This is a genomic window from Paenibacillus sp. 01T424 (assembly GCF_056398745.1).
Window position 1 is genome coordinate 16752 of record NZ_JBFTPZ010000045.1, and the last position, 12687, is coordinate 29438.

At 46.1% G+C, this 12687-nt stretch carries 14 protein-coding genes; 10 read left to right on the forward strand and 4 right to left on the reverse strand.

Annotated features, from left to right (window positions below):
• Positions 1 to 172: 172 nt before the first annotated feature.
• From hemE to AC1DPK_RS26970, 7 genes are all read left to right on the forward strand, one after another.
• A complete protein-coding gene (gene hemE, locus AC1DPK_RS26940) occupies positions 173 to 1243 on the forward strand; it encodes a uroporphyrinogen decarboxylase (protein WP_477512216.1) in 1071 nt (356 codons plus the stop codon).
• On the forward strand, positions 1236 to 2189 hold the full coding sequence (gene hemH, locus AC1DPK_RS26945) for a ferrochelatase (RefSeq protein ID WP_430054089.1): 954 nt from the start codon (positions 1236 to 1238) through the stop codon (positions 2187 to 2189). The genes hemE and hemH overlap by 8 nt, the downstream gene beginning before the upstream one ends.
• A 5-nt stretch (positions 2190 to 2194) precedes the next feature.
• Positions 2195 to 3661: a protoporphyrinogen oxidase gene (gene hemG, locus AC1DPK_RS26950; RefSeq protein ID WP_477512217.1), complete on the forward strand. Its 1467-nt coding sequence runs from the start codon at positions 2195 to 2197 to the stop codon at positions 3659 to 3661.
• Between the two features lie 100 nt (positions 3662 to 3761).
• Positions 3762 to 5054, forward strand: coding sequence for a CapA family protein (locus AC1DPK_RS26955; protein WP_477512218.1), 1293 nt, complete (start codon positions 3762 to 3764; stop codon positions 5052 to 5054).
• Between the two features lie 24 nt (positions 5055 to 5078).
• Positions 5079 to 5840: a glycerophosphodiester phosphodiesterase gene (locus AC1DPK_RS26960; RefSeq protein WP_441881016.1), complete on the forward strand. Its 762-nt coding sequence runs from the start codon at positions 5079 to 5081 to the stop codon at positions 5838 to 5840.
• A 79-nt stretch (positions 5841 to 5919) separates the two neighbouring features.
• Positions 5920 to 6780, forward strand: coding sequence for a DUF92 domain-containing protein (locus AC1DPK_RS26965; protein WP_477512219.1), 861 nt, complete (start codon positions 5920 to 5922; stop codon positions 6778 to 6780).
• A gap of 203 nt (positions 6781 to 6983) precedes the next feature.
• The gene (locus tag AC1DPK_RS26970) at positions 6984 to 7478 is read left to right on the forward strand and encodes a DinB family protein (protein ID WP_441881018.1); all 495 of its coding nucleotides are present in this window, start codon (positions 6984 to 6986) and stop codon (positions 7476 to 7478) included.
• Positions 7479 to 7552: 74 nt separating this feature from the next.
• Here AC1DPK_RS26970 and AC1DPK_RS26975 read toward each other — a convergent pair whose 3' ends face one another.
• The gene (locus tag AC1DPK_RS26975) at positions 7553 to 8281 is read right to left on the reverse strand and encodes an SDR family oxidoreductase (protein ID WP_441881019.1); all 729 of its coding nucleotides are present in this window, start codon (positions 8279 to 8281) and stop codon (positions 7553 to 7555) included.
• A gap of 188 nt (positions 8282 to 8469) precedes the next feature.
• On the opposite strand from AC1DPK_RS26975, the gene AC1DPK_RS26980 reads away from it, so the two are divergent.
• Positions 8470 to 8817: a winged helix-turn-helix transcriptional regulator gene (locus tag AC1DPK_RS26980; protein WP_477512220.1), complete on the forward strand. Its 348-nt coding sequence runs from the start codon at positions 8470 to 8472 to the stop codon at positions 8815 to 8817.
• A 73-nt stretch (positions 8818 to 8890) separates the two neighbouring features.
• Here AC1DPK_RS26980 and pepF read toward each other — a convergent pair whose 3' ends face one another.
• From pepF to AC1DPK_RS26995, 3 genes are all read right to left on the reverse strand, one after another.
• Complete coding sequence (gene pepF, locus AC1DPK_RS26985) at positions 8891 to 10681, reverse strand: oligoendopeptidase F (RefSeq protein WP_477512232.1); 1791 nt, start codon at positions 10679 to 10681, stop codon at positions 8891 to 8893.
• A 194-nt stretch (positions 10682 to 10875) separates the two neighbouring features.
• On the reverse strand, positions 10876 to 11058 hold the full coding sequence (locus tag AC1DPK_RS26990; protein WP_076266818.1) for a hypothetical protein: 183 nt from the start codon (positions 11056 to 11058) through the stop codon (positions 10876 to 10878).
• A 132-nt stretch (positions 11059 to 11190) separates the two neighbouring features.
• A complete protein-coding gene (locus AC1DPK_RS26995; protein WP_076266819.1) occupies positions 11191 to 11424 on the reverse strand; it encodes a hypothetical protein in 234 nt (77 codons plus the stop codon).
• Between the two features lie 146 nt (positions 11425 to 11570).
• Here AC1DPK_RS26995 and AC1DPK_RS27000 point away from each other — a divergent pair, with 146 nt between their 5' ends.
• On the forward strand, positions 11571 to 12272 hold the full coding sequence (locus AC1DPK_RS27000; RefSeq protein ID WP_477512221.1) for a methyltransferase domain-containing protein: 702 nt from the start codon (positions 11571 to 11573) through the stop codon (positions 12270 to 12272).
• Between the two features lie 83 nt (positions 12273 to 12355).
• Complete coding sequence (locus AC1DPK_RS27005; RefSeq protein WP_054024152.1) at positions 12356 to 12553, forward strand: cold shock domain-containing protein; 198 nt, start codon at positions 12356 to 12358, stop codon at positions 12551 to 12553.
• Positions 12554 to 12687: the final 134 nt, after the last annotated feature.

Below are 12687 nucleotides of genomic sequence, written 5' to 3' on the forward strand. Positions count from 1 at the left end.
TGATTTCCAAGTCTCTCGTGCTTTTTTTATTTGAACATTCATACATCCTTCATGCAACCTGCTGCTGATTGTCATACTATTGTCATAGGAAGTGGAGTGTCGGCGGTTGTTAGGTTTGCGGAAAAAGGGCATAATGGAAGCATAGGAAAATACATAGAAATGGGGAACGGGAATGTCTTATAACGACCGTTTCATACGGGCTTGCCGGAAGGAACAAGTAGATCAATTACCTGTATGGTACATGCGACAAGCGGGACGATATGATCCTGAGTATCGCAAAATAAAAGAGAAGTATTCTTTGCTTGAAATATGCAAACAGTCGGAGCTTGCGGCTGAAGTAACGATGATGCCGGTTCGTAAGCTGGGCGTCGATGCAGCTATTTTGTATTCTGATATTATGAATCCAGTAGCATCTATCGGAATTGATTTTGATATCGTAGCTAATATTGGGCCCGTAATTGCGAACCCGATTCGTTCGGCTGCTGATGTTGAGCGCTTGAAGCCGATTGATGTGGAAGGYGATCTAGGCCATGTCATCGAGACGATTCGGATACTAGACCGTGAGCTGGAAGTGCCGTTAATTACGTTCGCTGGTGCGCCATTCACCATTGCCAGCTATTTAATTGAAGGAAGACCATCCAAAAACTATTTGCGTACGAAAGAAATGATGTACAGCGAGCCGGAGCTATGGCATGAATTGATGCGTAAGCTTGGCGACATGGTCATCACTTATTTGCGCGCGCATATCGCGGCAGGCGGTAAAGCCTTTCAATTGTTCGACAGCTGGGTAGGCGCTTTGACGCCAGCGGATTTCCGGAAATTCGTCTTGCCGACGATTGAGCGTATTTTTGCAGAATTGTCAGACTTGCCGCAGCCGAAAATTTACTTCCCAGGCGTAAGCTCAGGAGAGCTGCTTCCGGAACTATTAAATGTCAAAACAGATGTCATCGGTCTCGACTGGCGGGTTTCGATTGCAGAAGGCCGTCGGAGACTGGATCATGGCTTTGCCGTGCAAGGCAATCTAGATCCTACAATTCTGACTGCGCCAATTAGCGTGATTGAGTCGTATGCGAAAGAGATCATTGATAGCGGAATAGAGGAGCCAGGATTTATTTTCAACCTTGGTCATGGTTTGTTCCCTGAAGCATCACTTGAGAAGCTGGCTCAGTTAACTGCATTCGTACAATCGTATTCTAAAAAGGCAATCGCTGCACGCAGCCATAAGGAGACTAGTCATGTCTGAGCATAAAGCGAAACAAATAGGCGTACTTGTAATGTCCTACGGAACGCCGGAATCGATGGATGATGTTGAAACGTATTACACGCATATTCGCCGCGGCAATGCACCAACGCCTGAGCTGCTTGCTGAGCTTAAAGGTCGTTATGAAGCGATTGTTGGCGGGGTTTTCCCACTGCGTGAAAATACGAACGGTCAGGTTGCCGGCTTGCAGGACAAACTAGAGCAGCTGGCTCCTAACAAATTCACATGCTACCAGGGCTTGAAGCACGCAAAACCGTATATTGAAGACGGTGTTGAGCAAATGGCGAAGGACGGCATCACACAAGCGGTAGGAATCGTGCTTGCGCCACATTTTTCAACGATGAGCGTGGGCAGTTATATTAAGCGTGCGGAAGAAAAGGCGAAAGAGCTAGGTATCGCGATGACTTTCGTAAAGCAATACCATATGCATCCGAAATTGCTTGAGGCGCTTACGGATCGCGTTGTAGCTGGATTAGAACGCTTGGATGCTGCTACAGATGGTGAAGAGCGTGTGAAGGTGCTTTTTAGCGCGCATAGCTTGCCTGAAAAAATTCGTGAGCTTGGTGATCCTTATGAGCAGCAGCTGCTTGAAACATCCGCAGCGGTTGCGAAAGCAGCTAACGTGAAGGATTGGCAGTTTACTTGGCAAAGCGCAGGACGAACAAGAGATCCTTGGCTTGGCCCTGATATTTTGGAAACATTGCCAGTGCTCGCTGAAGAGGGCGTAAAAGCGGTACTTGTTGCACCAGTCGGTTTCGTATCAGATCATTTGGAAGTGTTGTACGATCTTGATATTGAAGCACAAGCTGCTGCGAAAGAGCTGAATATGACTTTGGATAGAATTGCGATGCTGAATCGTGATCCTTTATATATGGAAACATTGGCAGAATCGGTCATCGAGGCTTTGGACAGCCAAGGGAAGGAATGAATGAGATGCGGAGAATCGGAAAACCTGATCGAATTGTCATTATTGGCGGAGGGATCAGCGGACTGAGCTCCGCTTTTTATTTGCAGCGGGAAGCGGAGCGGCAAGGCAGGGAGCTGGAGATAACCATCGTAGATGGGGCTCCTGCCTTAGGCGGAAAAATTAATACGCTGCAGCGTGACGGGTTCGTCATCGAGAAAGGGCCGGATTCTTTTTTGGCTCGCAAGCTTGCCATCATTGATTTGGCGGAGGAGCTTGGCATAGCGGACGAGCTTACGACAACGAATCCAGGAGCGAAAAAAACATATATTTTGCATCAAAGAAAGCTGTTTCCGATGCCTGCGGGACTCGTGCTTGGGGTACCGACTGAAATTGGGCCGTTCGTGAAAACAGGCTTATTGTCATGGGGCGGCAAGCTGCGGGCGCTGATGGATTTGGTGCTTCCTGTTCGCAAGGAGCAAAGCGATGAGTCGCTTGGCGGTTTTTTGGAACGGCGAGTGGGCAATCAAGTGATGCGGCGCATCGCAGAGCCGCTGCTTGCAGGTATTTATGCAGGTGATCTGAAAAAGTWAAGTCTGCAAGCTACGTTTCCGCAGTTTGCCGCGTCAGAGCGCAAGCATGGCAGCCTTATTCGCGGCATGCAGCATAACCGTAAAGTGAGTGCTGCTGCAGGAGCGCTTCCAGCCGTCGCAAAGGGTGGAACTTTTTTGACGTTCAAGGGTGGTTTGTCTTCGCTAGTTAACGCACTAGATAAAGCTTTGAGCAAAGTGCAGCGACGACTCAGTACAAAGGTTGTGGAAATTAAACGATGTGCGGATCTAGCATTAAGCAGCGATCAAGCTGTTTCGAATGCGTCAGAGGGAGCTCGTTATGAGGTTGTCCTTGATAGCGGCGAGACGCTGTGGGCGGATCAAATCGTGATGACGGCACCTGCATATAACGCGGCAGAGCTGCTTGCGCCTTTGACAGAAGTTAATGAGCTGCGCGCTATTAATTATGTATCGGTAGCGAACGTCGTACTGGCATTTGATAAAGCGACGTTTGGGCTCGATTTTGACGGATCGGGATTTGTAGTGCCTCGCTCAGAAGGATTGCAAATTACTGCTTGCACATGGACATCAAATAAATGGCTGCATTCGAGTCCGAATGACAAGGTGCTGCTACGCTGCTATGTCGGACGGTCGGGTGATGAAGAAAGCGTTAGGCTTCCGGATGCTGAGCTTATTAAGGCTGTGCGGCGAGATATTGAAGAAACAATGGGCATAAAAGCAGAGCCTTTGTTTGTTGAAATTACGAGGTTGCCGCGCTCCATGCCGCAATATCCGGTGGGTCATGTTGAGAATATGAAACAGCTGCGAGAACGCTTCGAAAAGGAGCTGCCAGGAGTTTGGATTACAGGTGCAGCGTTCGATGGAGTAGGTCTTCCGGACTGCATAAGACAGGGCAAGGAAGCTGCTCAAGAACTATTAAAGTAAGCTCGTAATAATAGTTCTCCCCGCGAAGGTGGATCATTGCTATAATGGAAGAGTCTAGCTATTCATAGACTTTGATTCTATTAAAGAGGAGCCATCTTCCATGCACATATCACGTTCTGAAACGCATCAGCAGGATAGGTCTAAACGTAAAAAGAGGCTTCGAAGACTCATTTTCGTTAATTTGTCGCTGCTAGGCATCATTATAATCGTATTAGGTGCCTGGCTTGCGGCTGAAAATTCAGATAAGCTAAAAGGTTTGTTAAGCTTCGCAGGTGATTGGAATAAAGGACAAAATCAAACGGTTAACACAGGTGATAAAGGGTCAGAAAACGAGCCGGATTTAACAGAAGACGTCGATTTGTCTGGAAATGACACAGAATCCAATCTACCGAATGAAGAGGAAGATACTTCTGCTATAACGGATCCTAACGGAGCCGGCAGCGAGGAAGAGAGAGTCAGCCTTTCCTTTGTAGGGGATTTACTCGTTGCTGATTATGTGAGCGCCATCACTGCCCGTGAAGGCTATGAGTATCTCTATCAACCTGCCATGCTTTACTTAAGCGAACCGGATCTGACGGCTGGCAATTTGGAATTTCCAGTAACGAAGCGTGGTACTCCGGTAACCGGAACGCCATATGTGTTTAAAGGTTCGCCTGATGTTCTTCCATCGATACGTAATGCAGGCTTTGATGTTTTGAGCTTAGCCAACAACCATGCGCTTGACCAAGGCGTTGAAGGTATGCTCGACACGATGAAATATTTGGATGAAGCAGGCCTATCGCATATGGGGGCGGGCAATAATGATACCGAGGCGTTCACTCCGGTGATCAAAGAGGTTCGGGGCATTAAGGTAGCTTACATCGGACTGAGCAAAGTGGTTCCGTTTTCTTCATGGAAAGCGGATAAAAATACAGCAGGATTAGCTGAAACCTATGATACTCGGCGTGCGACGGAAGCGATTGCGAAAGCAAAGAAAGAAGCAGATATCGTTGTCGTGATGGTGCACTGGGGCAAGGAACGAGTGGATCAGCCCGAGCCGTATCAAAAGGATTTTGGCAAACAATATATCGATGCGGGAGCAGATCTGGTGATCGGAAGCCACCCGCATGTGCTGCAAGGCTTCGAAATGTATAAAGGAAAATGGATTGCATACAGTTTAGGAAACTTTATTTTTAGCTCATATCCCAAGGAGACAGCGGGCGAGACCGGTGTTCTTGACGCTTTATGCACTAAAAACGGGGATTGTGAGATGACGTTTCATCCGATGTTTACAGTTAATGCGCAGCCTACTCCATTAGAGGGAGAAAAAGCAAAAGCGTTACTCGATCGGCTAACATCGGTCTCCTTTGGCGTAAAGCTGAATGAGGATGGACGCATTGCACCTGAACAATGAGCCGAGTGAGAGGATGATCGTTTAATGAAAAATCCGTGCGTAGCGCACCGAGGCTGGTCTAGCCGCGCGCCGGAAAATACGATGGCAGCTATACGGTTGGCGCTCGCTGATCCACTAATTGAATGGATTGAAATTGATGTTCATCTTTCAAAGGATCATGTACCGATGGTTATTCATGATTACACGCTGCGCAGAACGACAGATGGAAAAGGCGATGTGAAAAAAAAGACGGCTGACGAGCTTGCAGCACTGGATGCGGGCAATTGGTTTTCACAAAAGTATCAAGGCGAGCATATTCCGACCCTTGCTCAGGTGCTTAAAGAATCAGTCGGACACTGCAAGCTTAACATCGAGCTGAAGACGGACGGCATCCGTTATCCGTTGATCGAGCAGAAGGTGCTTGAATGTATACAGGCATATCAAGCGGAAAGTGAAGTAGTCATCACGTCCTTTCATGAAGGTACATTATACCGAATGAAGCGCCTATGCAGCCAAATTCGTACCGGTATTATTATTGACGGCTGGCGGAATTCGCTGCCTAAAGAGCTAAAAGAGCTTGGAGCAGATTTTTTGTCGATCAGCTATTCCAAGCTAAACAAGGAACGAGTCGAACTATTGAAAAATGCAGGCATTCAAATTATGGCCTGGACGATCAATGAGAAACGTGCGATCCGTAAAATTGCTGCACTTGATCCGGAATTATTAATATGTACAAATTACCCGGAACGCTGGCATGAGCTGCGGGCTGAAAGCATGGAATTAGAAGTAGTAAATAGAAAAAAATGATTAAAAATAATAAATAGAGTGCAAGGGATAAGATAGCAAGCATGTATGGGTTGTGTATAAGCAGGAGGTTGCTCGCTAGATGGTAGGATGGATAGATGAATGGTGGTTGCGTCTGATTATCGGCTTAGTGGGCAGTTGCTTTATTGCAGCAGCAGCCTATCATGTGAAATCATTGTCCGCTTCAGGCGCGTGCTCGGCGATCATAATGGGAACCGGCTTCGTAACACTAGGTGAACCGGTCTGGTTTGGGTTATTGATCGGTTTTTTTGTTTCATCAAGTGTATGGTCGAAGTGGAAGAGAAAACATAGAGCGAAGGAAGCTGCCGAAGCCAAATATGCGAAGACTGGCCGCCGTGATGCAGGGCAAGTATGGGCAAATGGCGGCGTAGGACTCCTATTATGCGCCGCTCATGCAATCTGGCCTGATGAGGGGTGGCTGTTCGCTTACATAGGCGTGATGGCTGCTGTAAACGCGGATACATGGGCCACGGAGATCGGGGCCTTAAGTAAGACGGCGCCGCGATCGGTGACGAGCGGCAAGCCGGTCACGCCTGGAACGAGCGGCGGTGTCACGCCGCTCGGCAGCGCAGCAGCGCTCGCAGGCGCCGTGTTCATCGGCGCCGTTGCCGCGCTGCTGCTTGCGGCCCCGCAGCCAGCAGAGGCTGCTGCGGGTACGCTTGGCGGCTCGGCGGCGGTATATATCGCCGCCGCAGCCGCCGCTGGCCTGGCCGGGGCGTTCGCCGACTCTTTGCTCGGCGCAACCGGCCAGGCCATGTATCGCTGCCGGGTATGCGGCAGCGAGATCGAGCGCGCCGCGCATTGCGGCAGTGCGGCGGAGCAAGTGCGCGGCTTCGCCTGGCTGAACAACGACAGAGTGAACCTTATGTCGTCGTTATTCGCAGGCGTGCTAGCATGGGGGATCGGTCAAGTTTTTCTGTGACCGATGCGAGTAGTTATTGTGAAAAGACTGATCAGGATGAAGAAATTCTCCTGATCAGTCTTTTTTTCAATCTACACGATGATCAACCCTATCAATAACCACAAAAAAAGGTAATCTATGTTATTGTTATCCTATATCTATCTCGTTAAAATTTACATAAATATGTAAATGAAAAGACTTCCAATACACAAGGAGGGACTCTTATGAACGATAGTTTTAATCGAGAGTGGTTAACCAATAAATTTGAAGAAATCAGAAAAAGAATGCTGAAGGCGATCGAACAGCTTGATGATGACCAGTTGAATTGGCAGCCTGATCCATCAAGTCACAGCATATCGATGTTGATCAATCACATAGATGGCAATATTGAAGAGAGAATCGTAAAAGGTATTTTACGTGTAGATATTAAGAGAAGCCGTGACGATGAGTTCAAAGCTGAATATGTAAAGAAGGCAGCCTTGCAAACGATCATTCAGGATAGGCTGCAGCTGGTCATCGATACGATTCAGACGATTTCGGATGAAGCGTTGGGACAAACCCAAACAGTGAGGAACCGGGAAAGAACGAACTTGGATATGCTGCATCAATGTGCTGCCCATTATTCTGAACATATGGGACAACTATTCTATATTGCAAAACTATGTTTGAAAGAGGAATACACATCCACATCAGTGGTTCGCCCAAAGTCATACGAATAGATTTCAGAACCAAAAGATTCCTTGCCATTGCTAAGGAATCTTTTGGTGTTATCCGAGCTCTACAAAATACCTGCTTAACGCAAAATATATCCGCCATCAGGGAAAAGGGTGCTTCCAGTTGTATACGCATTAGTCATTAAATAAATCGTAGTATGGGCTGCATCGTCTGCTTGACCGATTTTGCCTAACAGATTGATTTTTGCATAGGCATCATAAGACTGGTCTCTGACTTCCTGTTCTGCACCTTCCCAGTTGAAATTCGTATGGATGGTGCCGGGAGATATAACGTTGACACGTATGGGAGCAAGTTCAACCGCCAGCGCTTTGCCAAGACTTTCGATAGCCCCGTTGCAGGCAGCATAGGAAGCGCCGCCCTCAAGCGGCCGTTGGCCAAAAGCACCGGACATGAGCACGATTGAGCCATTCGAGTTAATAAATGGAGCAGCGTATTTCACCGCATTGTACTGCGGCCAAAATTTTGAATTAAAGCAGCTGTGTGCAACCTCAGCACTTGATGTAATTGGACCTCGAACGTAGGAGGCACCCGGTGTAAATAAATGGTCGAAATGACCGATCTGCTCGAAAAAAGACTGAAGCGCCAGTTCATTCTTGTTATCTAATGCATAGGCTTCAACATGCTCATGACCTAAGTACTGCCGTGCTGCATCCAACCTTTCTTTGGACCGGCCGGCAATGACAACTTGAGCCCCTTGCTCTATTGCTTGTTTTGCAGTCGCTAAGCCAATTCCTGAGCTTCCTCCGATAATGACGATCCGTTTATTTTTTAATGAAAAATTAGACATGATCATATTCTCCTTTTGCAGTCAAATCACTTCTAATGTTTATTATTCATGACAAAAACAAGACTGCCAAGTACGCACTTTGTTCGTACTTAGTACGAAAAATCGTACTAATCATAAAAATATATAATGACTGGGACTAACGTGCGCATGCAAATAACATGAGGTATGATGATAGTGGAGGTGATACGATGATTACGGATTTGAAGGAACCGAGGCTAAAAGGTGTACTTACCACCCTTCATATGATTGGCGGGAAATGGAAGCCGCTTATATTGTTTATTTTATTAATTGACGGGACCAAACGATTTGGTGAACTAAGACGGCTTATTCCTGAAGTCTCGCAAGGCACGCTTGCGAAGCAGCTTCGCGAGCTCGAAGAGGATGAGCTCATTACCCGTGTTATCTATCAAGAAGTGCCTCCGAGGGTGGAGTACAGCATTTCTGAACACGGAAGAACACTGACCTCGGTGCTTGACAGCATGTGCGGCTGGGGTAGGGAACATTTGGCTTATGTTAGTACGAAGGAAATGAAATAATCAATCCAGCTCCTTAAAAATAAACAGCAAAGAGACCGTCAAGCAGGCTTGACGGTCTCTTTACGTATTTCGGTTATTTCGTCAATTGCTCCATTTGACCAATAAGCTCTTCAAAGACGCTCATTGCTTGCTCAATTGGCTCAGGTGAAGACATATCCACGCCGGCTTTTTTCAAGATATTAATCGAGAAGTCTTTGCCGCCGCTTTTGAGGAAGCCAAGATAACGCTCAACCGCAGGCTCGCCTTCCTCCAATATTTGTTTGGAGAAGCTGGTTGCAGCTGAGAAGCCCGTTGCGTATTTGTACACATAGAAGCTGTTATAGAAATGGGGGATACGAGCCCATTCCATTTCAATGTCTTTATCTACGACCAAGCCTGAGCCGTAGTACTGAACGTTAAGATCATAATAGATTTTGCTAAGGTCTTGCGGCGTTAACGAATCGCCTTGCTCCGTGCGCTCATGGATGATTTTCTCGAACTCTGCAAACATCGTTTGACGGAATACGGTTGTGCGGAACTGATCCGCATAATAAGTGAGCAAATACATTTTTTCTTTTGGATCAGTTGATTTGTTAAGGAGATAATCCATCAACAAAGCTTCGTTTAATGTTGAAGCAACCTCAGCAAGGAAAATCGTATATTGTGCGTCGCGGTAGTTCTGATTTGTATCCGAATAATGGGAATGCAGAGCATGACCCATTTCGTGCGTCAATGTGAACATGCTGTTCAAGTTGTCATTATGATTGAGCAATACATACGGATGCGTGCCGAAAGCGCCCCAGCTATAAGCACCGCTGCGTTTGCCTTCATTCTCGTACACATCAATCCAGCCATTATCGAAGCCCTCTTGCAGCACCTTCAAATAATCTTCTCCCAGTGGCTTCAAGCTTTCTTTTACTGTTTTTTTGGCTTCCTCATACGTAATGTCCATTTTGAACTCGTCAACGAGCGGTGCGAACAAGTCGTACATATGCAGCTCATCCAAACCGAGCAGCTTTTTGCGAAGCTCCATATAACGATGCATCAACGGCAGATGCTTATGAATGGTGTTGATGAGGTTTGTATATACTTCCTGCGGAATGTTGTCACCATAAAGGGACATATCCAGCACGGAGTCATATTTGCGAGCTTTTGCATAAAAGCTGTTTTTTGTAACGTTAGCCGTCAATGTTGTAGCAAGTGTATTTTTTAACTTGCCGTATGTTTCGTACACTGCTTTAAATGCCTCGCGGCGTACGTCTTGGTTTTTGCTCTCAAGGAACTGTATGTAACTGCCGTGTGTCAGCTCAACCAATTCGCCTTTTTCGTTTTTCACTTTTGGGAATTTGAGGTCTGCATTGTTCAGCATGCTGAAGATTGTACCGGGAGCGGAGCTCATATTGCCTACTTGTGCAAGCAGCGCTTCCTCGTCTTTTGATAAAATATGAGCTTTCTGGCGACGCATTTCTTCGAGTGTATGGCGGAATTTGGCAACGGAATCGTTCGTTATCAATTGCTCCAGCTGCTCATCGGATAGACTGAGAACCTCAGGTGTGATGAATGATAATGCTTCGCCGGATTCCACACTTAGTTTTTTGGATTTCTCGGAAAGAGCCTGATAAGTAGGTTCTGCCGTATCCTCATGATGCTTCATATTTGCATATACATAAAGCCGTTCAACATGCAGTGACAATTCATCTTCAAGCTCGAAGCAAGCTTTAAGCTGCGCGACATCGGCTAATTTGCCTTGGTATTCGGATATTTTTTTGATTAATCCTTTTGCTTCTGCATATTCCTTGTCCCATGCCGCTTGGCTTGCAAAAATATCCTCTAGCTTCCAGCGGGTCTCAGGTGCCGATTCTGAACGTTTAGGTACGTGATTCATCGAATTCCTCCTTGGTATGGATAAGGTTGGTAAAGCATGCTCTGCATGTGCCGCGGTCTCATTTGTAGCGGTAGCACCTGGCACGAGGCTTAAAATAAGCAGCAGGGGAAGCCATTTCATCCAGTTATCACCTCAGGACACAGTTTGTTTCTACTATGTCCGTACGGGATAACGAATATTCAGCTGCCTGCCGGCTAAGCTGTACCCATTGTGAAAAAAGCATATACGATCAGAAAAAACGCAAATGCAATAAATCCAATGGATACAAGTGCAAGACCTCTGCGTATGCCAGGAGGCAAGGTATCTCGTTTCATGATAACGATGGCTCCTAGCGCGAAGGCTGCAATAATGAAAATAACTGAAGCGGTAGCATCCATTTGAAGGTAAGTCCTCCTGATTGTAAGCTGGCCTCAAAAGGCAGCATTCTAATTTTACCTATGCACAAATGCGTAACGATATGTTCGCCGCGCTGTGTGAAATATCCTGCTGATTGGTTAGAAATAGACTGCTTATACTTCCTTTAGCGCACTCATAATGGATGCTAGTTCATCTTCGCGTCCAACAAAGTCGGCTGCGCGAAACCGATTCTGTGCCCAGTGAAGCATCTCAGGGCGGCTAATAAAAGTATGTGTGTCCTCGCCCCATTGATCAGAAATTTCCCGAACAATAAGTGTTTTGCCTTGAACTTCAACCGTCAACATATTGTATTTGTCGGTCTTGTAAATTTCGTGTTTCTTAAACATGCGTAAATTCCACCCTTATAGTAGTTAATTATGGTATTCTTATCATCATAGCCATTATGGCGGCGGTAATCAATACGACGCTGCAAGAAGAAGCTATAGCTGTAACGAGAAAAGTTGAGATGAGACGAGCAGAGGAGAGTGCAAGAATGAGTAAACAGGGCTATGAGCAAATGGGAGTCGCTATGACTTGCAGAAGCTACGAAGAGTATTTAAGGATGTTTGATTTACAGCAGGAGGATCTTGCTAGAGGGGAAATTCTTGATGTTGCAGCCGGGGGTTCGTCATTTACTGCAGAAGTAAATGAGAGAGGTTTTTCAGCAACTGCTGTTGATCCGCGCTACGGGGCAGGAATTGAGCAATGGATCTCTGAGGCAGCTGAGGAAATCGAAACATCAACGGCGAAGATTGCAAAAATTCAGGAGCATTTTGACTGGAGCTATTACGGGTCGGTTGAGAATCATCGAGCTGGACGCGAAGCATCCATTGAACGATTTAAAGCCGATGTATTAAGAAACGAGAATAAACAAATCTATATAGATGGCAAGCTTCCAGAGCTGCCCTTCAAGGAGAATCGCTTTTCACTCATTTTGTGCAGCCATTTTATGTTTTTGTATGCGAATCAATTTGGTCATGAATTTCATTCGCAGGCTGTTCTGGAACTGATGCGTATTTGTAAGCCAGGCGGTCAAATTCGAATTTATCCGCTTATATCGCTTAACTGGGAACCTTATTCGGAACTAGATAACCTGATTGCGATGATAGCTGCTAACGGAGGGCGCACAGAGCTTGGAGAATCCAACCTTCCGTTTATCCCTGGATCTAGTCAATATTTGAAAATTTTACTTTAATTGCTTTTTTGAAATGGGATAGCTATAATAATTTTACTCGCACGTTCAAATAAAACGGCGGTCATATTTAGGAGGTTGTTCAATTGAAAGGAACAGTTAAATGGTTTAATGCAGAGAAAGGCTACGGCTTTATCCAAACAGAGGGCGGAGAAGACGTATTCGTGCATTTCTCAGCGATTCAAAGCGATGGCTTCAAATCTTTAGATGAAGGGCAAGCGGTTGAATTCGACATTACTGAAGGTAACCGCGGTGCTCAAGCGGCCAACGTCATTAAACTATAAGAAAATGTGCGAATGGAGAGGGCTCCCTGGAAGCGGGGAGCCCTTTTTTAATATGAACATATTACCATTATTAGTATTTTTAAATTTTATTGTCAGCCTTTTATAAATAATCAAAGCATTTTTTATATATTTTG